Below are 24,414 nucleotides of genomic sequence, written 5' to 3' on the forward strand. Positions count from 1 at the left end.
AGTCTGGGTGTCTATATTTGCCGAGGAAAGACAGTCAGACTGTCGAAAAGGAGTCGATCATGGAAATCACCCATCACCGGGCCGAGGTCAACGGCACGACGCTGCACTACGCGGCGGCGGGAGACGAAGGGGAGCCGATCCTGCTGGTCCACGGCTTCCCCGAGACCTGGTACGCCTTCCACAAGCTGATCCCGCTGCTCGCGGCCCGCCACCGCGTGTTCGCGGTCGACCTGCGCGGCTTCGGAGACTCCGACCCGGGCGAGTCGGACAGCGCGACCGCCGCCGAGGATCTGCACCAGCTGATCGCCCACCTCGGCCTCGGGCCGGTGCACCTGACGGGTCAGGACATCAGCGGCGGCACCGTCTTCCGGCTCGCCACCGAGCACCCGGAAGACGTGCGGACGTTCACCGCGATCGAGATGGGGCTGGCCGGTTTCGGCCTGGAAGCGCTGGCCGACGTCACCCACGGCGGCGCCTGGCACATCGGCGTCCTGGCCGCGCCGGGCATACCCGAGATGCTGCTGGCCGGGCGGGAAAGCGCATTTCTCGGCTCGTACGCGTTCCCGTCGATGCTCGCCGACCCGGGCTCGGTCACCGGGGCCGACATCGAGGAGTTCGCCCGTACGTACGCACGCCCCGGCGGCTGGCTGGGCGCGGCCGGTCTCTACCGGTCGATGCTGACCGAGGGCGACGATCTGCGCACCCGGCCCGCCCTCACCATGCCGGTGCTGGCCGTCGGCGCCGGCGGCGGCCCGTTCACCGAGGTGACGATGAAGCAGGTCGCCGCCGGGCCGATCACGTCGGTGCAGCTCGACGGCGTCGGCCACTACGCCGCACTGGAGGCCCCGGACCGGCTCGCCGCGGCCCTCCTGGAATTTGTCAGCCGAGCGCCTTGAGCTGCTCCTCGAGCCGCTCGCGGCGCTGCTCGAGGATGTCGATGACCGCCTCGTTCTCGGCGATGCCGGTCAGCTCGGTGGCGATCTCCTCGGGCTCGACGTAGCCCTCGGACGTGTCGGTGTCCTGCCCGCGGCGGGCCTCGGCGTCCCCACCGACGCGGCGCAGCTCGGCGATCTGCTCCTCGACGTCCTTGAGTTCCTGACGCAGCTGGTCGGCGGTGATCTCTTCACTCATGCGGCCATCCTAGGCTTCGAGCTGGGCCAGCCTGGCTCGGAGTGCGGCGGTCACTCCCGCGTACGAGTCCTCGCCCAGCACCACCCGCAACGGCGCCGGCTCGACCTCGGCGCTCCCGATCACCCGGGCCGCGTACTCGGCCGGGTCCCCCGGGATCTCGATCGACCCGTCCTGAAGCCCGCGCACGAAGGCGGCGGGCGTGTTGTCGTACGCGCTCATCGGTGTGCCCCCGCGCAGGCTGCCACCCGCGAACTCGGTGCGCGCGCCGCCCGGCTCGACCAGCGTCACCCCGATCCCGAACGGCGCCACCTCGCCGGCCAGCGCCTCCATGAACCCTTCGACGCCCCACTTGCTCGCGTGATAGATCGAGGCACCCGGGAAGGCGGCCAGCCCCGCAACCGACGACAGCTGGATCAGCCGGCCGCCGCCCTGGGCCCGCAGGTGGGGCAGGGCCGCCCGGACCGTCTGGATCGAGCCGAGCAGGTTGGTGTCGATCTGGTGACGTACCTGCTCGTCGCTGACCTCCTCGGCCGCGCCGAACAGCCCGTACCCCGCGTTCGAGACCACCACGTCGATGCGCCCCAGCTCGGCGAACGCGGCGTCCACGACCTCGCGCACCTTCGGCTGGTCGGTCACGTCGAGGTGGCCGAGCCAGAACTGGTCGCCGTACTTCTCCCGCAGGTCGTCGGCCGAGCCCGCCCGCCGCACCGTACCGGCGACCCGGTCACCCCGCTCCAGAAGCTGCGACGCCATCTCGCGGCCGAACCCACTGCTGATCCCTGTGATGAACCACGTTTTCATGCCCTCGATCGTCCGAGCCGGGCCGCCGGCCAGGGAGTCCACCGCTGTTCCGGGTAGTAGCAGGGCACCCCCACCGCGGGTGGTCCCGGCATAGCGTGGACGTATGGACAACGCCCTCGGGGACTTCCTGCGCGCGCGGCGTGAACTGGTCACCCCGGCCGAGGTCGGGTTGCCGCCCGGCAACGGCCTGCGCCGCGTACCCGGTCTGCGCCGCGAGGAGGTCGCCATGCTGGCCGGGATCAGCGTCGAGTACTACCTGCGCCTGGAACGCGGCCGCGACCGCAGCCCGTCGGCCCAGGTCGTCGAGGCCCTGGGCCGGGTTTTGCAGCTCGACGCCGAGAGCACGGCCTACCTGATGACCCTGGCCGGCCCGAAACCACGGCGGCGCTCCACCGCCCAGCGGGTTCCGGCCAGCATCGAGCTGCTGCTGCGCACCATCAACGTGCCTGCCCTGGTCTTCAACAAGTACAGCGACGTGCTGGCCGCGAACGCGCTGGCCCGCGAGCTGTCCCCCGACATGGCCCCCGGCGTCAACCGCCTGCGCATGCTGTTCACCGACCTCGAGGCCCGCACGTACCACGCCGACTGGGAGCAGTACACGGCCGCCGCGGTCGCCCACCTGCGCGCCCAGGCCGGCGCCGACACCGACGACGAGCGCCTGCACGCCCTGATCGGCGAGCTCTCCCTGAAGAGCGACCGCTTCCGCCGCCTGTGGGCCCGCCACGACGTACGCACAGCGAGCGGCGGCACCTTCGTGATCCGCCACCCCCGGGTCGGCGACGTCGAGCTGCTGATCGACAAGTTCGCGGTGCTGGGCACGGACGGCCTGGAGGCGCTGCTCCTGCACGCCGAGCCGCACACCCGCTCGGCGACGGCCCTGGCCGAGCTGGCCCACCTGGTCACCGCCGACTGAGGCGGAGCCGGTTCGTTCGCGGAGCCGCCGGCACCCACAGCCCGGAAACCTCCGCGCAAGGATCAACCGCGCAAAGATCAACCACACCGGGCCAACCGCACCGAGCTCAAGTGCATCAAGGTCAACCGCACCGAGCTCAAGTGCATCAAAGGTCAACCGCGCCAAGATCGAGTGCCCACCCAGGGGCCCGCCCTCCACCGGGGGCCCCCGCCACAACCATTATCCCAGCTCCGGCGCGCCGCCACGCCCCCGCCGCGGGCGCACTGTGGACAACCAGGAATTGTGGATAACTCTCAAGACCGCTTTCCCGTACGCCTCGTCAGCCCCAGCACAAGCACCAACCAGGTCCCCTGACGCACGGCGATCTGATCGGAACTCACGGCCGTAGCGCCCGACCGGGACGTTCCCGGTGGTAACGAGGCCGTGCGGCCGCCGCCCCCGACCACCCGAAGATCGCGGACCCACGCAGCTGACGGCCGACCGCCGCAAGCTCAATTCGGCAGCTCGCACACGCCCCCGACAGCCGCGAGCCTTGCCGCAGCTCACAAGCGCGCCCGGCCGCCGGCAGTCGCGACCGCCGGCGCTCGGCGCGCGGGCCATGCTGCAGCTCACAAGCGCGCCCGGCCGCCGGCAGTCGCGACCGCCGGCGCTCGGCGCGCGGGCCATGCTGCAGCTCACAAGCGCGCCCGGCCGCCGGCAGTCGCGACCACCTGCGCTCGGCGCGCGGGCCATGCTGCAGCTCACAAGCGCACCCGGCCGCCGGCAGTCGCGACCACCTGCGCTCGGCGCGCGGGCCATGCTGCAGCTCACAAAGCGTGCCCGGTCGCCGGCAGCCCCGAGCGTTTGCGTCCGGCGCCCAGTATGGAGTCATGTCGATTGATGCGCAGCCGGACCGCGACGCGGAGGCCGGGCCTCGCCGCCGGGGGCTTGCGTTCGTTGTGGCGGCGGCCGTCCTGGTTGTGGCCGCCGGTCTTGCCGTGTGGCTGTGGCCCCGCGACGACGACCCCCGCACCGCGGCCACCGAAGCCGCCCTCGACCGGGCGCTGGCCGTCGGAGGGCCGCAGGGCTGGGCCAGCGCCGAGCCCGTGTCGCTGATGCTGCCGCAAGCCGATCAGACCGGCGAGACCGAGTCGCGCGACGGCGTCCTGGTCGGCATCACCCGTGACGGCGACGCCGAGACCGGCTTCACCGCGACCTGGACGATCGAGACGGCGTCCTCGGCGGCCTGCGACGCCCTGGTCACCTGGGCCGTCCGCCAGGTGCCGACCACCGACGCCGACGACACCCGCTCGAACTGCCAGGGCGGGGGCAGTGGTCTCTTCGCCAGCGCGGGCACCGAGGTCGACGGCAGCGGCCGCTGGATGTTCACGGCCGCGGCCGACGAGAACAATCAGCTCACCGCGACCCTGACGTTCAAGGCGGCCTGAAGCGGGGCACCCACCGGCCCCGGAAGATGCGAGGATCTTGCGGAATCGGTGGTGGCGGAGACGCCCGGCTCTGTGAAGGACGTCCTGCGATGCGCCTGCTTGTTATCGGTGGCACCCGGTTCGTCGGCCGTGCCGTGGTCGAGGCCGCCCTCCGCGCCGGCCACGACGTGACCCTCTTCAACCGCGGCCGTACGGCTCCTGGCCTCTACCCGGACGCGGAAACCGTCGTCGGTGACCGCACCGCCGACCTCGCCCCGCTGGCCGGCCGTGCCTTCGACACCGTGATCGACTGCGCCGGCTATCAACCCGAGGTCGTACGCATCTCAGCCACCGCCCTGAAGAACAGTGTGGACCGTTACGTCTTCGTCTCGACGGTTTCCGTGTACGCCGATCAGAGCGTCCCGGCCGACGAGAGTTCCGCCGTGCTCGACGACGACTCGTACGGCGGACGCAAGGCGCGCTGCGAGCGGGTGGTGATCGACGCGTACGGGGAGCGGGCCCTGATCGCGCGCCCGGGCCTCATCGTGGGGCCGCACGACCCGACCGAGCGTTTCCCGCACTGGCCCCGGCGGCTCGCGCGCGGAGGGCGGGTGCTCGTGCCGGGGGCGCCGGAGGATCCGATGCAGCTGATCGACGTACGGGATCTGGGGAATTGGCTCGTCGCCGCGGACGTCACGGGCGTGTTCAACGCGGTGGGCCCGACGCTGCCGATGCGAGACCTGATCGAGGCCTGCACAACAAAAGAGGCCGGCACAACAAAAGAGGCGGGCACGACGAAAGAGGCCGGCACAACAAAAGAGACAAACGACGCCGAGCTGGTCTGGGTGCCGACCGCGACGTTGCTCGAAGCGGGCGTCGACCCGTGGATGGGCGTGCCGATGTGGATCGGCGACCCGGAAGCGGCCGCGGCCAACCTGGTCAGCGGCGAGCGCGCGCGACAAGCAGGCCTGGTCACGCGGCCGGTGCGGGAGACCGCGGCCGACGTGCTGGCCTGGGACATCGCGCGGGGCGGACCGACCGACGACCCGTTCCCGGCGGAGGCCGAGGAGAAGCTGCTCAGTCGAGTGTCAGGTTGAGCATGTCGAGGCCCGTGACCGGCCGGAACCCGGCGGCGGCATAGAGCGCGTGCGCCGGAGCATTGCCGGTCTCCGTCTGCAACGAGACCCGCCGCGCCCCAGCGGCCCGGGCTGCGGCCACCACCCAGTCGATCAGCTCCCGGGCCACGCCCTGACGACGGAATCGCGGCGGCACATAGAGGTCGCGCACCATCCAGGCCGTACCCAGGGTCAGCGAAGCCGGCAGCACGACCGTGGTGACAAAGCCCCGTAACGACGGATCCGCAGCCACCGACAGCCCGCTCGACGCGAGCCACGAGCGGGTGGCGGCGGGCGCGCTGGGTTCGCCGTAGTGCACGCGGTATTCGTCGAACAGTCCGGCCACCGCCGGGAACCCCGGGTCGGCGGGCGTCACCCAGGCGATCACAGGTCGGCCAGTTCGGCGTCGAGCAGGCCGCGCACCCACTGCTGCCGGTCGTCGTCGGCCTCGATGCCGCGGCTGGGTCCTTCGGCGAGCATCAGGAGGTAGAGGTGGATGCGGTAGAGCGCGATCCGGGTCTGCTCGTCGGCGGTGAACGACTCGATGCCGTAACCGGCGGCGAACGGGTGCGACGGCGTGATCCGCCGGCCCAGTGCGGGTGACACGAAGTCGAGCAGCGGATCGCCGTACAGGTAACGCTCGCCGTCGACCAAGCCGCTGAGCGAACCGTCCGGCGCGGCCAGCACGTTGCCGTCCCAGAGGTCGAAGTGCAGCAGCGCCGGCCGGATCACGGTGGCCAGCAGCGGGCGGAAGCGGTCGAGGTCAAAGGCAGGGAGCCGTACGTTCCAGGCGTCCGCGTCCGCCCGCAGCGAATCGATCATGGCAGCGAACGCGGAGGGCCAGGACGAACCGGAGGGCCGGTCACCGGTGTAGCCGAAGTGCTGCCCGGTGAGGGTGTGCACGCGGGCGACAGCGGCGCCGAGCTGGCGGCGGGCCTCCGTCGACTCGACCTCGGTCAGCGGCGCACCGGGCAGCAGCGTCGAGATGATCCAGTCGTCGGTGTGCGCCAGGACCACCGGCACCGGCGCGAGATCCCGTACGAGGGAGTAGTAGGTCACCTCGGACGGGAGCATCCCCGCCTCGTACGCGAGAAGGCGAGCCGACGGCGGCGGACCCACCTTGACCACCACGTCGCGCCCGTCGGTGAGCGAAGCTCGCCAGACGGCGGCGAAACCGCCCCCGCCCAGCTCGGACGCTTCGGACACGCCGACGCCGAGACCGTCACGGACGATCCCGGCGATGTGGTCGGCTTCCAGAGCGGGCTGGGTCGGACTGCGCATGCGCGAAGACTAGATCGTCAGTGGGCGCAGCACTGCCCCGTCGAACCGCGTCGCGAAGGCCCGGTAGTGACGCAGGGAGAGAAAGAGCCAGCCCAGGCTGATGACGGCCAGAACCACGTACGCGATGGGCGACGCGAACGTGTCCCAGCAGGTGTGCAGCACCACCGCGCCGGCGAAGGTGGCCAGGAACGAGAGCACGTGCCGGGTGTTCGGCGCCGCGATCAGGGCCCACAGGGCGCCCGCGGTGAGGCCGGTCCAGGCGGTGTGCCCGGCCGGGGCGGTCAGGCCGCGGATGAACAGGGTCTGCTCGACGCTGCCGATGTTGCCGCCCGAGGCCAGCAGCGACGTGAAGCCGTACCCCATGGTCTCGAGGGCCGCGAAACCCATGCCGGACGCGACACCGATGATCAGGCCGTCCGACGGGAGCCGCCGCTCGTGCCGCGACAGGAACGTGAAGAGCAGGATCACCGGCACGATCAGCTTGGCCGACTCCTCGATGACCGCGACCAGCACCATCGGCAGCACGCCGAGCTTGTGCAGGGTGTCGTACTCGAGCGTGCCGGCCACCACGATGCCGATGACCCCACCGAAGAACGCGGCGATCACCAGCGCCGAGGCGGGCACCTGCCATCGGCCCGTACGGGCTTGGGCGAACGTGAGGAAGGAGAGCGGGACGACCGTCGCGCCGAGCAGGATCAGGGCCGGCACGAGGTTGGGGTTCTGCGTGTGAACGAGCGTCCGCAGCACGATGGCGTAGAGAGCAAGTCCGGTGACCAGGACGCCTAGCCAGGCCCACCGGCGGGGGTTCGATTCGCGCATGCCGCGCTTCTACCCCGCCGGTGAAATCGACTAGCGGAAATGCGACGGACGTCGCTCAGTGTGCGACGGCGGTCACGGAAGTCGACGAGCGACTGCGGTCACGGAGTCAGTGCGCGACGGCCATCACGGGTTCGCCGGTCTCGACCGGGAGCCGGCTCGGCCGGACGACGACCCACAGCACGCCCACGGAGGCGACCATCGTGCCCGCCACCACGATCGCCATGGCCAGTGCGCTGTTGCCGAGCACACCGACCAGCGGTGCGGCCAGGGCGCCGACGCCGAACTGCACGGCGCCGAGCAGTGCGGCCGCGGTTCCGGCGGCCTCGCCGTGGCGGGACAGCGCCAGGGCCGGGGCGTTCGGCATGGCCAGGCCGACCGTGGCCAGCACCAGCCACAGCGGGATCAGCACGCCGGCCAGCCCGCCGAAGCCGGTGAGCGCGAACACCAGGAAGATCACGCCGAACACCGCGCCCGCGACCAGCGCGCCGCCCAGGATCTGCACCGGCTGCCAGCGGCGGAGCAGGCGCACGTTGAACTGGGTGGCGCCGATCAGGCCGATCGCGCCGCCGGCGAAGACGTACGCGAACTGCTGCTCGTCCATCCCGTACTCCTCCTGGAACACGAAGGACGAGCCCGAGACGTACGCGAACAGGGCCGAGAACGCGAGTGCGGCGACCAGGATCAGACCCACGTACGAACGGTCGGTGAAGAGCCGCCCGTAGTCGCGCAGGGTGCCCACGACACCGCCGCTGCGCCGTCGCTCGACGGGCAGGGTCTCGGGCAGGAACAGCGCGGTCGCCGTCATGATCGCGATCGCGGCCACGGTCAGCACGACGAAGACGCCGCGCCACGAGGTCCAGTTGAGCACCACGCCACCGATGGTGGGCGCGAGGATCGGGGCCACGCCGACGACCAGCATGAGGCGGGAGAAGAGCTTGGCCGCGGCGAGCCCGCTGAACAGGTCACGCACGATCGCCATGGCGACCACCGAGGCGGCCGCGGCGCCCAGGCCCTGCAGGACCCGCAGGGTGCCGAGCACGGCCAGGTTGGGCGCGACGACACAGAGAACAGAGGCCAGCACGTGGACGCCGACACCCGCGAGCAGCGGCATGCGGCGCCCGATGGCGTCGGAGAGCGGTCCCACCAGCAACTGCCCGAGCGCCAGCCCCAGCAGCGTGCCGGTCAGCGTGAGCTGGACGGCGGCCTCGGTGGTGTGCAGGTCGGTGGTGATCGTCGGGAGCGACGGCAGGTACATGTCGATCGTCAGCGGCCCGAGCGCGGTGAGGAAACCCAACACGAGGACGATGCGGAGGCGGCGGCCTGCGGGCAGCAGTTCGCCAGGGGAAAGTTCAGCGCGCATATTCAGCCACAAGTCCTCCCGCCCACGGATTCTTCCGGGTCGTAATGGTGATCACAACCTGGCCGAATCGCGGAAATCGGCTTGACGACCTGGGAAAACGATCAGTGACGGGACGCACGTGTGGCGTGGGCCGCGATCGGTTGTGACCACGGCGGAACCGGAGAAAAGTATTCGTCGTACGTGCGACAAATGCGAGTGAAAGGCGACCCCGTGCCCCTGCGTCCCTCAGCAAGGGCCTGGGCGGTCTGGGCCGTCGGCCTCGCCGCGTACATCGTCGCAGTGCTGCACCGCACCTCGCTCGGCGTGGCCGGGCTCGACGCGCAGCACCGCTTCGGCATCGGCGCCGGAGCTCTGGCCTCGTTCGCCGTGCTGCAACTTCTCGTCTACGCCGGCCTCCAGGTGCCGGTCGGGGTGCTGCTCGACCGGTTCGGCTCACTGCGTCTGGTGGTCAGCGGCGGCGTGCTGATGGCGGCCGGTCAGGCGATCATGGCGACCACCGATCACGTGGGCGGCGCCGTGCTCGCCCGCATCCTGGTCGGCGCGGGCGACGCGATGACCTTCATCAGCGTGCTGCGCCTGGTGCCCCAGTGGTTCCCGGCCCGGCGGGTGCCGGTGCTGACCCAGGTGACCGGCCTGGCCGGACAGGCGGGACAGGTGCTCTCGGCCGTGCCGCTGGCCGCCATGCTGGCCGGCCCCGGCTGGAGCACCGCGTTCCTCGCGACCGCGGGCGCCGGGGTCTTCGTGGCGGTCGCCGCGTTCCTGGCGCTGCACGACACCCCGGAGCGGCGGATCAGCAACGGCGCCGCCGTCACCATGCGCCAGCTGGGTCACGACCTGGGCAGCGCGTGGCGGCACCCGGGCACCCGGCTCGGCCTGTGGACACACTTCACCACCCAGTTCACCGGCACCGTGTTCGCGCTGATGTGGGGCTTCCCGTTCCTCATCGCCGGCCAAGGCCTGCCCCAGGAGACGGCGAGCGCCCTGCTCACCCTGTTCGTGCTGGTCGGCATGGCGGCCGGCCCGCTGATCGGGATGCTCGTGCAGCGGCATCCGCTGCGCCGCTCGTGGCTGGTGCTCGGTGTGATCGGGGCCAACGCGGCCGGGTGGGGGCTGGTGCTGGCGTGGCCCGGCCACGCGCCGATGCCGGTGCTGGTGGTGCTGATCGTCGCGCTCGGCCTCGGTGGCCCGGGCTCGATGATCGGCTTCGACTACGCCCGCACGTTCAACCCGCCGAGCCGCCTCGGCACCGCCACCGGAGTCGTGAACGTCGGGGGTTTTGTCGCCTCGCTGTTGTCGATCGAATTGATCGGCCTGATTCTCGACGCGCGCACCGGCGGGTCGGCCGCGTATGACATCACCGACTTCAAAGTGGCCATGTCGGTGCAATACCTCTTCATGATCGTCGGCGTCGCCGGAATTCTGCGAACCCGCAGGCTGGCCCGGCGACGCATGGCCGAGGAGGGTGTCGTGGTTCGCCCGTTGCGCGAGGTCTGGGCCGAACGGCGGGGTTTAGCGATCGGGCAGGCGGTAAAGGCACAGAGCCTGACGAGACAGGAGTAAGGGCAGAGGAGGACATGACCGAGCACGCACCGGCCAAGATCTGGTCCGGCATCGACATCCCCAAGACCATCGCAGGAACCCTGGCCGCGGTCTCCGCCGCGTTTCTGGGCTCCTTCCTAGGCGTCGCAGGAACACTGATCGGCGCGGCCGTGGCGAGCATCGTCGGGTCGGTCGGCACCGAGCTCTACACCCGCTTCATCCACCGCGGCACGAACACCATCAAGTCGACCTTCGTGACCGCCCCGGCGGCCGTGGGCACACCGTCCGTGGCTGCGGCCGAGGACGAAGTGCCGTCGGACGAGCCGGTCGAGAAGGCGCCGGCGAAGATGCGCTGGGGCCGTATCAGCCTCGCCGCCGCCGCGGTGTTCGTGCTGGCCATGGGCTCGCTGCTCGCGGTCGAGCTGTTCATGGGCCGCACCGTCGCCGACGCCGTCGGGCACAAGACCAGCTCGAGCACGACGATCGGCTCGGTGTTCGGCAGCGACAACAAGAGCGACAGCACGCCCACACCTGCTCCGTCGGAGTCGGAGGCACCGGCCTCGGCCTCGGCCGACCCCACCGACACGTCGGAGACCACGGCCCCGACCGACGCACCCAGCGCCGGCCCCACCGGGACGACCGAGCCCACCGAGCCCACCACCGACCCGCAGCAGACCGGCGGGACGGACCAGGGCACCACGCCGACCGGGGAACCCACCCAGGCGCCGGCCGAGGGGCAGACTGAGCAGGACCAGCAGGACCAGCAGCAGCAACAGCAGAACGGCGACGGGACGGAGTAGTTCATGGACGCCAAGGGCGTACTGACGGAGGCCTTCGGCCGCCTCCCCGAACTGGTGGAGACGGCGGTGCAGGGGCTCAGCCCCGAGCAGCTGCGGTGGCGGCCGGCCGAGGGCGCCAACTCGATCGGCTGGCTGGTCTGGCACCTGACCCGGGTGCAGGACGACCACGTGGCCGAGGTGATGGGCGTCGAGCAGATCTACGCCACCGGCGAGTGGCCGGCGCGGTTCGGGCGCAAAGACACGGCCGAGACCGGGTACGGGCATGACGCGTCGCAGGTGGCGGAGATCGTGCCGGAGAACGCCCAGGCGCTTCTCGACTACTACCAGGCGGTCCACGACCGTACGGTGGCGTATCTGTCCGGCCTGACCGAGGAGGACCTGGACCGGGTGGTCGACGACAACTGGGACCCGCCCGTGACCCTCGGCGTACGCCTGATCAGCGTCTATGACGACGACGCGCAGCACGCGGGTCAGGCCGCGTACATCCGAAGCCTGTTCTGAAACACCCGTCAGCGGAGGCCGGCCCAGCGTCGGCCTCCGCTGACGTATATAGAGACAGTGACATTCATCATGATTTACCGGGATCTATGCGGGTAGTCGATCACCACGGCAACAGAGCGATTCCTGAGGAGGAATTATCTTGCGCAGTGGAAAAGTCATCCGATCCCTGTTCGTAGGGATGGTGGCCACGGGGGCCGTCATCGCAGGAGGCTCCGCGGCCAACGCCGCCGGTCCGGAGGTCGCACCGGATCCCGATGCCTGGATGGGCACCGCGACCATGGATTACAACCGCCCCGCCGACGGTGGCGGGCGCGGTGACGTCGTGACGCCGAGCGCGACCGCCCCCAACTGCATCAACCTGTCCGTCGAGTACGGCAGCGTCGGTACGGTCATGTGGGCCACCGTGGTCAACCGGTGCGGCAGCAACCAGCGCATCAACATCGTGGTGCAGAACGCGCCCGACAGCGGGTGCTTCACGCTGCAGAACGGTTATCAGCAGCGCTGGACCTTCGCCGGCATCAACCCGAAGGTGACCCGGATCGACTCCTGCTGAGAGTCGAGATGAACAAAAGCCCCCTCTGCCGTTCGGCGGAGGGGGCTTTTCGGCGGATCAGGCCGACGACGGCTCGGTCAGCGGCAGCCTCACGAGGAACTTCGTGTCGCCGGGCTTGGAATCGAGCTTGATGTCGCCGCCGTGGCCGTTCACCACGATCCGGTACGAGATGTCGAGGCCCAGCCCCGTGCCCTCGCCCACCGGCTTGGTGGTGAAGAACGGCTCGAACACGCGCTTCTTCAGCTCCTCGGGCACGCCCGGACCGGAGTCGCCGACCGAGACCACCACGTGGTCGTCCTCGCGGTACGTCTTGATCGTCAGCGTGCCGGCGCCGTGCATGGCCTGCACCGCGTTGTCGATCAGGTTGGTCCACACCTGGTTGAGCTCGGCCGGGTGGGCCGGGACCTGCGGCAACGACCGGTCGTAGTCCTTCACGACCTTCACCCCGTCGCCGATCTTGTGGGTGAGCATCACCAGCGTGCTGTCGAGACCGCTGTGCACGTCGATCCACTGATGGGCGGCCCGGTCCATCTGCGAGTACTGCTTGGCCGCCGACACCAGCGACGAGACGCGACCGGTGGCGTCCTCGATGTCGGTCATCAGCTGCTCGGTCTCGAGCGCGTAGCCGATCCAGTGGATGGCCTGGTCGAGCAGCTTCTGGGTGCCGACCCGCTCCTCGATCAGGGTGAGGCACTCGATGTCGAGACCGCCCTGGGCGAAGACCGGAGCCAGGTCCCAGCCGCCGGTGACGTTGCGCTCGTCCATCCAGTCGCCGAGCTCGTCCTCGCGGTCGGCCGTCTCCATCGCGGTCAGCGGCTTCGCCTTGGCCGCCCGCTCGATCACGTCTTCCTGCAGCTCGACCAGGGCCACCAGCTTCTCCGGTTCGACCTTGCCGGCGGCCAGCATGGCCAGCTTGTGGCGCATGCCGGCGACCCGCTGGCGCAGCGCGGCGGTGGCCCGGGAGGCGGCCGCGGCCGGGTTGTTGAGCTCGTGCATGAGACCGGCCGAGAGGGCACCGAGCGCGGTGAGGCGCTGCCGCTCGCTGACCGCGGCCTGGGTGTTGCGCATGCCGATGGTCAGGCCCTCGAGCAGGTGGATCGCCATCGGGAACCACTCGCGCATCATCCAGCCGAAGTCGGTGGCGGAGAGCACGAAGAAGTCGCTGTCGTCGAGCGCGCGCAGGCTCATCATGTAGTTGCGCTGCACACCGTCGTCGCGCAGGTAGGCGTTGGTAGCGCCCATGTAGACGCCGCGCTGCTCGGTGCGGTTGGTGCGCACCTCGTCCTGCCCGACCCGGCGGGTCAGCTCGATCGTGCCGGTGAGCAGCACGAAGAACTGGTCGGCGGGGTCGCCCTCGCGGATCACCACGCCGCCGGCCGGCATGTGCATGGTGCAGCCGTGCTCCGAGATCCAGGTCAGCTGGTCGTCGGTCAGCTTCTCGAACAGGAACAGCGTGCGCAGCTCGTCGTTGGTGAGCTGTCCCGGCTCACAGGGAACCAGCCGGACCTCGTCGGTGGTGTCACTCATGGCTTACTGAGCCTCCAGATAGCGGTGGACCAGCGTGACGGCCATCGCGCCCTCGCCGACCGCCGAGGCCACCCGCTTCACGGAGTTGGCCCGGACGTCGCCGGCGGCAAAGATGCCGGGAACACTGCACTCCAGGTAGAACGGATCCCGGTCCCGATTCCATCCCTTCGGGCGGGTGCCATTTGAGAGAAGATCCGGCCCGGTGTAGACGAAGCCCTTCTCGTCGCGGGCCACGGAGGTTCCCAACCAGTCCGTACGCGGTTCGGCGCCGATGAAGACGAAGAGGTACCCGCATTCGACGGTGGTGCTCAGGCCCTCTTTGCTGTCACAGATCGTGATCGCCTGCAGATGTCCGTCGCCCTGCGCGCCGATCACTTCGCAGCGCGTACGCACCTTGATGTTGTCGATCTTGTTGAGCTGCTGGATCAGGTAGTACGACATCGACGCCTCGAGCGAGTCGCCGCGCACCAGCAGCGTCACCGACCGCGCGTATCGCGAGAAGAACAGTGCCGCCTGCCCGGCCGAGTTGGCGCCGCCCACGATGTAGACGTCGCTGCCCGCGCAGGACGGGCCCTCGGTCGAGGCGGAACCGTAGTAAACGCCCGAACCGGTGAGCTCGGCGACGCCGTCGGCGACCAGCGGACGATAGGCCACACCGGTGGCCAGCACGATCGAGTGGGCCGAGATCTCGCCACCGTCGGCGAAGCTCAGCGTGCGGGCCGAGCCGTCCTGCCGCAGGCCGGTGACGTCGCGCGTGGTCAGCACCTCGGCCGAGAACTTGCTGGCCTGGCGGCGGGCCCGGTCGGTCAGCTGCGCGCCCGAGACGCCGTCGGGGAAGCCCAGGTAGTTCTCGATCCGCGAGCTCTGACCGGCCTGACCGCCGACCGCGCGCCGCTCGACCAGCAGCGTCTTGAGGCCCTCGGAGGCGCCGTAGACCGCGGCGCCGAGCCCGGCCGGGCCGCCGCCCACGATGATCAGGTCGTAGAAGTCGCGGCCCGGGGCCGTGGACAACCCGACCGCCTCGGCCACCTCGGTCGTGCTGGGCTGGGTCAGCGCCCGCCCGTCGGCCGTCACGACCAGCGGGATCGACTCGGGACCGACCCCGGCCGCCTCGAGCAGGCGCAGGCCCTCGGACTCGTCGGCGCCGAGCCACTTGTAGGGCACCAGGTTGCGGGCGAGGAAGTCGCGGATCTCGTACGAGGGTTCGCTCCACCGGTGGCCGACGACGCGGATGTCCTCCATCTCGCGGTCGCCGGTGGCCTGCCACGCGTCGAGCAGCGCGTCGATCACCGGGTAGAGCTTCTCCTCCGGCGGGTCCCACGGCTTGAGCAGGTAATGGTCGACGTCGACCACGTTGATGGCCTGGATGGCGGCGTCGGTGTCGGCGTACGCGGTCAGCAGCGCGCGCCGGGCGTTGGGGAACAGGTCCATCGCCTGTTCCAGGAACTCGATGCCGTTGGTCTGCGGCATCCGGTAGTCGGCGAGCATGACGGCGACCCGGCCGCCGCGCAGTTTGAGTTCCTTGAGCGCGTCGAGGGCCTCGGAGGCCGACGACGCGCGCAGGATGCGGTACTGGTCGCCGTAACGACGGCGCAGGTCGCGGGCGATGGCCCGGGAGACCGCGGGATCGTCGTCGACGGTCAGGATCGCGGGGTGGCCCATGGCAGTTACCTCAGCTATCCGCAGTTGGGGTGGCCAGGAGGTCGGCGTATTCGGGGTGGCGGTCCAGATATCCGGTGACGAAGGGACAGGAGGGAACGACCGGGGTGGCGCGGCCGCGGGCGTCCTCGAGCGCGGCCGCGGCGAGGCGGCTCGCCAGGCCCCGGCCCGAGAACGACTGCTCGATCTCGGTGTGCAGCAGTTCGATCTTGTCGCCGTGGCGGCGGTAGTGCAGCACGCCGGCCACCTCGCCGCCGATCAGCAGCTCGTAGCGCTGCCGCTCGAAGGCGTCGACCACGGCGGCGTCGGCCGCGTCGGGCACGCCGACCTGGGCGCTGCCCTCGACGCGCAGCTTGCGGCGGGCCCGCTCGTAGAAGCTGGTGTTGCCGAGGCGGATCACCTGGGCGGCCGACGGGATGGGCTCGATGGACAGCTTGTCACCGGGATCCGCGTATCCCTCGATGATCCCGTCGACCTCGATCGCGAGCCGGCCGCTGGTGGGCAGCACGTCGATGTCGAGCTGCTCCTGCAGGGCCAGCATGAGCGGGCGGTTGAACGAGGAGTGGGCGGCCGAGGCGGTGACGATCAGGCCCTCGACGTTCGGTGAGACGATCGGGCCGCCGGCCGAGAAGCTGTACGCCGTCGAGCCGGTCGGGGTGGCGACGATCACCGCGTCGGCCGCGTAGTTCACGAAGTTCTTGCCCTCGACGCAGATGCCGATCGCGGCCAGCCCGTCGCCCGGCACGCGCACCATGGCGATGTCGTTGAACGCCGAGACGTCCTTGCCGTCGGGCAGAACGGTCCGGACCGCCGTACGGGACTCGATCGTGAATTTGTGCTCGTCGATCGCGGTCAGTGCGTCGGGCAGATCGGGCAGGTCGACCTCGGCCAGGAAGCCCAGGCGGCCCACGTTCACACCCAGCACCGGCGTCTTGCGGCCCTCGACCAGGCGCATGGTGCGCAGCATCGTGCCGTCGCCACCCAGGCTGACCAGCAGACCCGCCCGCTCGGCCATCTCGTCGGGGGTGACCGCCACCGCCTCGCAGTCGATGCGGTCGATCTCGTCGTGCAGGCCCAGCACGGTGACGTTGCGCCGCACGGCCCAGTTCACGATCGCGTCGATCGCCGATCCGCAGTCGCGTCGTGGGTGCAGCACGAGCCCTACGACCTTGACCATGCCCATGCCGGATTACCGCCCGTTCTCGTAGTTCAAGAAGACAGCCTTGCACGTTCCGCGCCGGATCGGCGAGGGCAGGGGACGGAGCACACGTGGTTCATTCGGGCAGGTTTCCTTCGTGTTTCTTGACAGCGTTGTCAGACATAGACAGCCTCCGATTTATCCCCGGTTTTCCCGGCGCTCCGAGAGGATCCCCATGCGCCCACGTTCACGATTGCTGGCGATAGCCGCCGCCGCGGTCACCGCCGCGTCCCTGAGCCCCATCCCCGCCGCTCAGGCCGCACCGTCCCCCGCGCCCTCCGACTCCGCCTCGTCCTTCGGCATCGACCCCGGGATGCTCAAGGCGATGCGGCGTGACCTGAAGCTCACCGACGCCCAGATCGCGACCCGGCTGCGCACCGAGGCGACCGCACCGGCGGTCGAGAAGCGGCTCCGGGCCAAGCTCGGCTCCGCCTTCGCGGGGGCCTGGATCCCCTCCGGGGCCTCCCGTCTGACGGTCGCGGTGACGTCGTCCGCGGCGCTTGCTTCTGTACGGGCGGAGGGGGCCGATGCTCGGCTCGTCGCGTCTAGTGCTGCTTCTTTGGAGTCGACACGCGCCAATCTGGACAAAAAGGCTAAAACGGCAAGGGCTTCCGCCGTACGGGGTTGGTATGTCGACACGCCCAACAACCGGGTTGTCGTCATGGCCGCCCCCGGTTCTTCTGATGCCGCGCGTTCGTTCGCTTCCGGCTCCGGCCCGGTCGCTGTCGTCACCACCGCCGAACAGCCGCGCCCGATGTACGACACCCGCGGCGGCGACCAGTACGTGATCAACGGCAACACGCTGTGCTCGGTCGGCTTCCCGGTCGCCGGCGGCTTCGTGACGGCCGGCCACTGCGGCGGCACCGGCAGCCCGACCCTCGGCTACAACAACGTGTCGCAGGGGACCTTCGCCGGTTCGTCGTTCCCCGGCAACGACTACGCCTGGGTCCGTACGAACGGGAACTGGACCTCGCAGCCGTGGGTCAACAACTACGCCGGCGGCAACGTCACCGTCGCGGGCTCGCAGGATGCGGCGGTCGGCAGCTCGATCTGCCGCTCCGGACGCACCACCGGCTGGCGCTGCGGCACCCTGCTCGGCCGCAACGAGACCATCAACTACTCGCAGGGCGCCGTGTCCGGCCTGTCCCGCAGCAACGCGTGCGCCGAGCCCGGTGACTCCGGCGGCTCGTGGATCTCGGGCAACCAGGCCCAGGGCGTCACCTCGGGCGGCACCGGCAACTGCTCCAGCGGCGGCACCATGTGGTTCCAGCCGGTCAACGAGATCCTGCAGGTGTACGGCCTGTCGCTGACCACCACGGGCGGCGGCTCGGGCGGGTCGTCGCTGATCAGCAGCCTCAACAACAAGTGCATCGACGTGCCCAACAGCAACTTCTCGGACGGCGTACAGCTGCAGATGTGGAACTGCAACAACACCGCCGCCCAGAAGTTCAATTTCGTGAACGGCACCCTGCAGACGTCGAACAACAAGTGCGTCGACGTCGCGTGGGGCTCCACGGCCAACGGCGCGGTCATCCAGATCGTCACGTGCAGCGGCAACCCGGCCCAGCAGTGGGTCCTGTCGGCGGCCGGCGACCTGGTCAACCCCCAGGCCAACAAGTGCATCGACATCGACGCCTGGAACCCCAACGACGGCGCCAAGCTGATCCTGTGGGAGTGCCACGGCGGAGCCAACCAGAAATGGCGCCGCGGCTGACCCCTTCTCTGAGGGGTGCCCGGGATTACGGCCGTTCGGTGGCCGCAATCCCGGGCACCTTCGTGTCATGACAGTTGACCGCTCCGGATCCCGCATCGACCACCTGAACCTGGCCGTCCCCGACCTGGCGGCGGCGGTGGCCTTCTACGAGCCGGTGCTGGCGTCCATCGGCATCACCAAGATGCTGGAGATCCCACCGAACGCCACCCCGAACCAGCCGACCGCGATGACGGGTTTCGGCCTGGCCGACGTGAAGCCCTACTTCTGGCTCATCGACGGCGGCACCGTGGGTTCGAACATGCACGTGGCCTTCACCGTCGACACCCACGACGACGTGCACACCTTCTACAAGGCGGCCCTCAACGCCGGCGCCACGTCATTGCTGGAGCCGGCCGTCCACCCCGAGTATCACGACGACTATTACGGCGCTTTCGTCCTCGACCCGCACGCCATCAACCTCGAGGCCGTCTGTCACCGCCAGACTAAGCCGCGTTGACTCGATGGACCAGACTCGGATGAGTGGAGGTGGCCTCGCCGTCGTTTGCGCAATGCCGCCAGGCGGCACGTTCGATTCGTGCCGGTGATCGATGGAAGATTGTCCGCGATTTCCTCCGGCCCCGGACATTCTCGTGGTTTCGCTCGCGCCTGCCGATTGCGCTCCTGCTCTTCCGGTCCGGTCGCGACGGCTGTCTTCTGTGGGAGTCGCCCCACTCCTTGATCGTGGTGGCTCCACCGGCGGCACAGCGGCGTCGATCCTGGCTGGATCGCTGGTGTGACACCTTGATGCTGTTCGGTCCGTCGCTGGGCTTACTCATCGCCGCTGTTGTCAGCGTCGCGCTCCGGGCGCCGATGGCTGTTCAGGTTTCGCTGGTATCGGCGTTCTTCTTCTGGCCGGTCCTGTTCTCCACGATCGGTATGGTCGCCGACCTTGTGGACTTTGCGAGGTGGTTCATCCGCAATTCGTCCGCCGGCGACGGTCTCGCAGAGGTGGACCGGGTGCTCGACGCGAACTGGTCGGTCAGGTTGCTTCACGGTGCCGGGCCAGGTGATTTTGCCGAGGTCACCGGAGGTCTTCCGGGTGGCACCGAAGCACTCCTGATTCCGGCCGAAGCGGTGACCGGAGAGAACGTGCTGACGCATTGGAGATCCTCGCCGCAGGTGAGTCGCCTCGACGAATCGGGCTCGGTGCTGGTGATGCTCCCGGAGCAGAAACGCCTGATCGAGGCGCAGCCGATAAGGACCTCGCCGCACGCGGTCATTGCGATCATGACTGCGCTGAGCGTGCTGCTGCTCGTCGCCGGAGGTGCGTATGTGGTGGCCCCGGCGGAGAAAGCCGCATGTGGAAGTTCCTGCGGCGAGCGACCCGCCACGTATGGAAACGCGCTTTATTGGCTTCTCAATCGGCTGTCCGGCGGCGACCCCAACGACCTTGGGGCCGCAACGCTTTTCGGTCGCTTCGTAGGAATCGTGGTGACCACGGTGAGTGTCGTCGTCGTGGCCGTCTTGGCGAAGTCGCTTGCGAACAAGGCCTTGGAGGTCCGGCGTCCCTCCGCCGTCGATGTCGGTGCCGCCTTCAATGCGTCCGTCGCGCGGAATCGGCGAGCAGTGCCGCTCAGTCAGGGCCGAGAGAGCCGATCAGGGCCACCCAGCCAAGGCCGACAAGGCAGAGAAGGCCGTCTCGTCCCTTCGGCTGTTGCATTCATCGCCGGGACCGCGGTGACTGCTGTGGCCTGGACCGTCGGGCGTCGGCGGCAGGAACGGCGGGGCAGGGGACGTGGGCGTTAAAGGGCAGGGCGTCTCGAACTAAGGCCGAGCTTGTTGATCTTTAAGGTCGTTTTAAGGGCGAGCTTCCGAGGATGGGCGGGTCCGCTACTACGGAGGCTCTTGCACGATGCGCCACAAACGAACGATGCGTCACAAGCGAACGCTCGTCCTGTCCACCGTCGCCGCGGCGGTGGTGGGGGTCACCACCTGGATCGCGCTGCCGGCTTCGGCTGCGGCTCCGACCGCCACGCTGCGTACGGTCTCGGACTGGGGATCGGGATGGCAGAGCGAGGTGACGATCAAGAACACCGGCGCCGAGGACATGAAGTCGTGGAAGCTCGAGTTCGACCTGCCCGCGGGCGGTTCGATCGGCAGCTACTGGGACACCGACCTGGCCGTTGCGGGCAGCCACCTGACCTTCACCAACCGGTCGTGGAACGCGACCATCGCCGTCGGGTCCAGCCTCACCTTCGGCTTTGTGGGTGCGGGCGGCAAACCGGCCAACTGCAAGCTCAACGGCATGCCGTGCGCGGGCAACGGTGACGTGATCACCACGACGCCGCCGACCGTGGCTCCGACGACCAGGGTGCCGACCGCGGCCCCGACCACTCAGCCGCCGACCAGCGCGCCCACCGCCACGACGCCGCCGCCGGCGCCTAAACCGGACGAGTCGGTCAGCGTGCCGCCGAAGAGCGACATCCTGCCGGTCAAGGTCACCAACGACTCGGGGCGCGGCGAGAACGTCTTCCTCTACATGCTGGGCACCAACCTGAACACGGGCAAGCTCGGCTACGTCAACGCGGACGGTGTGTTCACCAACTGGACCGGTGGCGGCTCGGTGCCCGTACCGGCTCCGGACGTTGCGATCCCCGGCCCGGCCAACGGGTCGAGCGTCACCGTCAAGATGCCGAAGAACCTCTCCGGCCGCCTCTACATGTCGTTCGGGCAGAAGCTCGACTTCCGGCTCACCAACGACGGGCTCGTGCAGCCGGCGCCGTGGGCGGGGGCCGACCCCAACCGGGACATCCTGTTCGACTGGAGCGAGTTCACGCTCAACGACGGTGGCCTGTTCATCAACAGCTCGCAGGTCGACATGTTCGCGGTGCCGCACGCCATCACGGTGACCGGCGGCGACGGCAAGACGCTGAAGACCGGTGAGCTCAAGCCCAACGGGCGGCAGCGGGTCATCGACGCGATCAAGGCCTCGCCCGACTTCGCCAAGAGCGTGGTCACCCGGGGCGACGGCACGGTCCTGCGGGTGCTGGCGCCGGGCAAGGCGGCCGACGCGGGGCTGATGAACCCGACCTACCTGGACGGTTACATCACCAGCGCCTGGAACGCGTACGCGTCGAAGAACCTCACGGTGGTCCCGTTCAGCGACCAGCCGAACAACAAGTTCATCGGCCGTACGGCGGGCAACGTCATGAACTTCACCGACACCACCGGCAAGACGGTCGCGTCGTTCACCAAGCCCTCGACGGCCAACGTGTGGGGCTGCGACGGTGCCCTGGGCGCCCCGAACGACCTGGTCGTGGGTCCGATCGCCCGCACCCTGTGCGCGGCCCTGACCCGCGGCACGCTGGGCACGCTCGACACCCAGCCGAGCGGCACGGCGGCCGACTTCTACAAGGGCTCGGCGCCCAACGTGTACGGCAAGGTCGTCCACGAGAACATGGTCGACGGCCGGGCCTACGCGTTCGCCTTCGACGACGTGCAGGCGCAGGAGTCGCTGGTGCACTCGGGTGACCCGCGGATCGCCGGGATCACGCTGACGAGGTTCTAAAAGGAAAGACGTCCGTCACTGAAATCCATTGATACAGTGCGCGGATGCCTGGGACGGGAGCGCCGGCCGAGCCGCAGCGGGAGGGGACCGCGCGAAGGCCGGCGCTTCCTGCCGTCCTGGAGAAGATCGAGACCGTTCCCCGGTGGGCGCTCTTCGGCGGGCTGGCGGTGCTGCTGATCGCCTGCCTCGGCACGGCGGCGCTGCAGGTGACCGGGGGTGGTTCCGAGTCTCCGCTGGGCGCCTTCGCCACGGTCACGCCGAGTGCGCCGGCCAGACCCCAGAAGCCAAAGGCCAGTCCGGTTCCCGTACGGGCTTCGGACGACCTCGGCCGTGTGTGCGAGGGCTGGTACTACCCGGATTCACCCCGCTACGACGGTCGCGGCCCGCACCGGATCGCCATCGGCGTAGCCGGCACCGACCGCCTCTACCGCGTCAAGGCGGCGCTCGACGTACCCCACACGCTGAAACGATCCGTACGGGAAGCCTGGATGCCCTCCGACCCCGCCCAGTCGGAGCTGGTCGCGTGTGTCACGCTGGCCCGGACCGGGTCCCGGCTGACCACCTGCGAGAAGGTCGCCCTGAAGCGCGGCGTCCACGTGCTCGCGCTGTACGAGGTCGCCACCGGCCGCAAACTGCTGCAGCGCGAGGTCAACGGCGACGTGACCCGGTGCCCGAACGTCATTCCGCTGGGCACCGGAGACACGATCGCCACGACCGTCTCGGACGGCTATCTCTACTCGGTGCTCGACAGGTACGTCACCGGCCGCAGATAGGTCGTCAGCCAGTCGACCGTCTCCTGCATGTACTCGGCCCGCGACGAGCGGTGCAGCAGCTCGTGGCCCTCACCCGGGAACAGCAGATAGCGGTGCGGGACACCACGCTCGGCCAGCGCCTCGACCACCTGCGCGGCCTCGATCACCGGGACGTTGCTGTCGTTCTCGCCGTGCACGACCATCAGCGGCGTCCGCAGCCGGTCGATCCGGGTCATCGGGGAGAGGTCGGCCAGCAGGTCGCGGTCGGTCACCGGGTCGCCGTACTTGGAGACCGCGGCGGCCGCGATCCACGGCTCGGTGTGCTCGTAGAACGTCGCGAAGTCGGACATGCCGCAGACGTCGATACCGACCGCGAACATGTCGGGGAACGTGGTCAGGGCGGCCAGGGTGAGATAACCGCCGTACGACCGGCCCATGATCCCGATGCGGGACCCGTCCGCGATGCCGGACCGGGTGAGGAACTCGACGCAGGACCGGACGTCCTCGATCGCGGCGTAGCGCCGACCCAGGTTGTCGGCGTTCATGAAGCTGCGGCCGAACCCCGAGGACCCGCGCACGTTGGGGGCGAGGACGGCGATGCCCCGGTCGACCAGCGACTGGAAGAGCGGCCCGTGCCCGGGCCGTTCCTGAGCCTCGGGCCCGCCGTGGAACCACAGCACGGTGGGGAACGGGCCCTCGCCGGCCGGGCGGAACAGCCAGCCGGTCAGGGTCAGCCCGTCGTGGGCCGGGAACGACTCGAGGGTGGGGTGCACGGCGTTCGGTGCCGGCGGGTCGGCCGAGATCGGGGCGACCCCGTCCTCCGACCACACCCAGGTGCCGTGCGGGCAGCCCGGGCCCTCGGCCGTGAAGGCCAGCGTCGAGCCGTCGAAACACCAGGACAGGCCGCTGATCACGGCGCCCGGCAGCGGCTCCAGCGGGCGCCGGTCACCCGACTCGAGGTCGATCAGCGTCACCTGGGACTCGCCGCCGTGCACGTTCCACAGCACCGCGGCCGTACGCCCGTCGGCCGTGACGGTGAACGTCTCGACCTCGTCGCGGTCCGACCAGGCGAGCAGCTCCAAGTCGCCCTTGACCAGCCGGATCAGCTGGGGCAGCTCGTCGCTCTCGCTGCGGGCGTAGACGGTCGTGCCGTCCGGGCCGAACACCGCCTGCTCGCCACGGGTGACGAACTCTTCGGCGCCGGTGTGCAGGTCACGGACGACCACCCACCGGTCGCCGCGCGGCCCGAACCGCAGCAGGGCGCGGTCGCCGCCGGGCGCGACGTCGAGCAGCGAGACGAGCTCGCCCTCGGCCACCACCGTGCGATCGCCGGTGACCGGGTCGATCAGCAGGGCCGTGGTCAGGTTCTCGGTCAGCGCCAGCAGCGAGCGGCCGGGCAGCCAGCGCATGTTGTCGGCCGTGTCGGCGCCGAACCCGGCCACCTGGTGCAGCTCGGAGCCGTCCGGACGCACCAGCCACACCTCGTGGCGGGGAGCGCCGCCGGGGGCGACGTGGCAGGCCAGCCAGCCGCCGCCGGTCGACCACTGCACCTGGGCGACCGGGGCCTCGCCCGTGTCGACCAGGAACTTCAGCTCGCTGCCGACCGGCTGCACCCACACCTGGGGGCGGCCGCTGCGGTCGGAGACGTACGCGGCGTGCCGGCCGTCCGGCGAGAGCGACGGCGACCAGCTTCCGGAGACTTCGGAGGGGAAAGATCCCGTTTCTATGTTCGTCCAGCCCATCGGCAAAACGGTGACGTCGACACGGTTGAGCTGACCGGTCATACGGGTCCTCCCTC

The 24,414-nt window shown here is 69.8% G+C and carries 23 protein-coding genes; 13 read left to right on the forward strand and 10 right to left on the reverse strand.

Translation table 11 applies throughout. The features are described from left to right. Positions 1-59 precede the first annotated feature (59 nt). Positions 60-896, forward strand: coding sequence for an alpha/beta fold hydrolase (locus JIG36_RS45825; RefSeq protein ID WP_203383200.1), 837 nt, complete (start codon positions 60-62; stop codon positions 894-896). On the opposite strand, the gene JIG36_RS45830 is transcribed toward JIG36_RS45825, so the two are convergent. Both JIG36_RS45830 and JIG36_RS45835 read right to left on the reverse strand, forming a co-directional pair. Then, complete coding sequence (locus JIG36_RS45830) at positions 880-1,131, reverse strand: hypothetical protein (RefSeq protein WP_203383201.1); 252 nt, start codon at positions 1,129-1,131, stop codon at positions 880-882. The genes JIG36_RS45825 and JIG36_RS45830 overlap by 17 nt on opposite strands. A gap of 9 nt (positions 1,132-1,140) precedes the next feature. Beyond that, a complete protein-coding gene (locus JIG36_RS45835) occupies positions 1,141-1,932 on the reverse strand; it encodes an SDR family oxidoreductase (RefSeq protein ID WP_203383202.1) in 792 nt (263 codons plus the stop codon). A 103-nt stretch (positions 1,933-2,035) separates the two neighbouring features. Between JIG36_RS45835 and JIG36_RS45840 the strand changes: the two genes are divergently transcribed. From JIG36_RS45840 to JIG36_RS45850, 3 genes are all read left to right on the forward strand, one after another. Beyond that, the gene (locus JIG36_RS45840) at positions 2,036-2,845 is read left to right on the forward strand and encodes a helix-turn-helix domain-containing protein (RefSeq protein WP_203383203.1); all 810 of its coding nucleotides are present in this window, start codon (positions 2,036-2,038) and stop codon (positions 2,843-2,845) included. An 869-nt stretch (positions 2,846-3,714) separates the two neighbouring features. Next, a complete protein-coding gene (locus tag JIG36_RS45845; RefSeq protein WP_203383204.1) occupies positions 3,715-4,272 on the forward strand; it encodes a hypothetical protein in 558 nt (185 codons plus the stop codon). An 89-nt stretch (positions 4,273-4,361) separates the two neighbouring features. Then, entirely contained in the window at positions 4,362-5,348 is a 987-nt protein-coding gene (locus JIG36_RS45850) for an NAD-dependent epimerase/dehydratase family protein (protein ID WP_203383205.1), read from the forward strand. Here JIG36_RS45850 and JIG36_RS45855 read toward each other — a convergent pair. The 4 genes from JIG36_RS45855 to JIG36_RS45870 all read right to left on the reverse strand — a co-directional run bounded on the left by JIG36_RS45855 (position 5,329) and on the right by JIG36_RS45870 (position 8,826). Further along, complete coding sequence (locus tag JIG36_RS45855) at positions 5,329-5,742, reverse strand: GNAT family N-acetyltransferase (protein ID WP_203383206.1); 414 nt, start codon at positions 5,740-5,742, stop codon at positions 5,329-5,331. The genes JIG36_RS45850 and JIG36_RS45855 overlap by 20 nt on opposite strands. Positions 5,743-5,750: 8 nt before the next feature. Next, positions 5,751-6,647 (reverse strand): phosphotransferase family protein, encoded by an 897-nt coding sequence (locus JIG36_RS45860; protein WP_203383207.1) that lies wholly within the window; start codon positions 6,645-6,647, stop codon positions 5,751-5,753. Positions 6,648-6,656: 9 nt separating this feature from the next. Next, complete coding sequence (locus tag JIG36_RS45865; protein ID WP_203383208.1) at positions 6,657-7,466, reverse strand: PrsW family intramembrane metalloprotease; 810 nt, start codon at positions 7,464-7,466, stop codon at positions 6,657-6,659. A 106-nt stretch (positions 7,467-7,572) separates the two neighbouring features. Continuing rightward, positions 7,573-8,826, reverse strand: a complete 1,254-nt coding sequence (locus JIG36_RS45870; protein WP_203383209.1) for a multidrug effflux MFS transporter — start codon at positions 8,824-8,826, stop codon at positions 7,573-7,575. A gap of 189 nt (positions 8,827-9,015) precedes the next feature. Between JIG36_RS45870 and JIG36_RS45875 the strand changes: the two genes are divergently transcribed. From JIG36_RS45875 to JIG36_RS45890, 4 genes are all read left to right on the forward strand, one after another. Beyond that, a complete protein-coding gene (locus tag JIG36_RS45875) occupies positions 9,016-10,386 on the forward strand; it encodes an MFS transporter (RefSeq protein ID WP_203383210.1) in 1,371 nt (456 codons plus the stop codon). 14 nt (positions 10,387-10,400) lie between these two features. Further along, the gene (locus JIG36_RS45880) at positions 10,401-11,165 is read left to right on the forward strand and encodes a hypothetical protein (protein WP_203383211.1); all 765 of its coding nucleotides are present in this window, start codon (positions 10,401-10,403) and stop codon (positions 11,163-11,165) included. A 3-nt stretch (positions 11,166-11,168) separates the two neighbouring features. Further along, a complete protein-coding gene (locus tag JIG36_RS45885; protein ID WP_203383212.1) occupies positions 11,169-11,666 on the forward strand; it encodes a mycothiol transferase in 498 nt (165 codons plus the stop codon). A gap of 262 nt (positions 11,667-11,928) precedes the next feature. Continuing rightward, complete coding sequence (locus JIG36_RS45890; protein ID WP_203383213.1) at positions 11,929-12,219, forward strand: alpha-amylase inhibitor; 291 nt, start codon at positions 11,929-11,931, stop codon at positions 12,217-12,219. 57 nt (positions 12,220-12,276) lie between these two features. Here JIG36_RS45890 and JIG36_RS45895 read toward each other — a convergent pair whose 3' ends face one another. The 3 genes from JIG36_RS45895 to JIG36_RS45905 are packed head-to-tail and all read right to left on the reverse strand — an operon-like array spanning position 12,277 to position 16,582. Continuing rightward, positions 12,277-13,746, reverse strand: a complete 1,470-nt coding sequence (locus tag JIG36_RS45895; RefSeq protein ID WP_203383214.1) for an ATP-binding protein — start codon at positions 13,744-13,746, stop codon at positions 12,277-12,279. 3 nt (positions 13,747-13,749) lie between these two features. Continuing rightward, entirely contained in the window at positions 13,750-15,408 is a 1,659-nt protein-coding gene (locus JIG36_RS45900; RefSeq protein ID WP_203383215.1) for an NAD(P)/FAD-dependent oxidoreductase, read from the reverse strand. Positions 15,409-15,418: 10 nt separating this feature from the next. Next, entirely contained in the window at positions 15,419-16,582 is a 1,164-nt protein-coding gene (locus JIG36_RS45905; RefSeq protein ID WP_236049661.1) for an NAD(+)/NADH kinase, read from the reverse strand. A gap of 196 nt (positions 16,583-16,778) precedes the next feature. On the opposite strand from JIG36_RS45905, the gene JIG36_RS45910 reads away from it, so the two are divergent. The 5 genes from JIG36_RS45910 (at position 16,779) to JIG36_RS45930 (ending at position 22,637) form a co-directional block, all read left to right on the forward strand. Continuing rightward, a complete protein-coding gene (locus tag JIG36_RS45910; RefSeq protein WP_203383217.1) occupies positions 16,779-18,317 on the forward strand; it encodes a ricin-type beta-trefoil lectin domain protein in 1,539 nt (512 codons plus the stop codon). Positions 18,318-18,384: 67 nt separating this feature from the next. Then, positions 18,385-18,813 (forward strand): VOC family protein, encoded by a 429-nt coding sequence (locus tag JIG36_RS45915; RefSeq protein ID WP_203383218.1) that lies wholly within the window; start codon positions 18,385-18,387, stop codon positions 18,811-18,813. 23 nt (positions 18,814-18,836) lie between these two features. Continuing rightward, positions 18,837-20,102 (forward strand): hypothetical protein, encoded by a 1,266-nt coding sequence (locus JIG36_RS45920; RefSeq protein ID WP_203383219.1) that lies wholly within the window; start codon positions 18,837-18,839, stop codon positions 20,100-20,102. A 124-nt stretch (positions 20,103-20,226) separates the two neighbouring features. Next, complete coding sequence (locus JIG36_RS45925; protein ID WP_236049663.1) at positions 20,227-21,864, forward strand: beta-1,3-glucanase family protein; 1,638 nt, start codon at positions 20,227-20,229, stop codon at positions 21,862-21,864. Between the two features lie 44 nt (positions 21,865-21,908). Further along, complete coding sequence (locus JIG36_RS45930; protein ID WP_203383221.1) at positions 21,909-22,637, forward strand: hypothetical protein; 729 nt, start codon at positions 21,909-21,911, stop codon at positions 22,635-22,637. Here the strand turns inward: JIG36_RS45930 and JIG36_RS45935 are convergent. Next, on the reverse strand, positions 22,598-24,400 hold the full coding sequence (locus JIG36_RS45935; protein ID WP_203383222.1) for a S9 family peptidase: 1,803 nt from the start codon (positions 24,398-24,400) through the stop codon (positions 22,598-22,600). The genes JIG36_RS45930 and JIG36_RS45935 overlap by 40 nt on opposite strands. Between the last annotated feature and the right edge of the window lie 14 nt (positions 24,401-24,414).

Origin of the sequence: Paractinoplanes ovalisporus (assembly GCF_016834655.1) — a bacterium.
In the GTDB taxonomy this organism is placed as follows: domain Bacteria; phylum Actinomycetota; class Actinomycetes; order Mycobacteriales; family Micromonosporaceae; genus Actinoplanes; species Actinoplanes ovalisporus.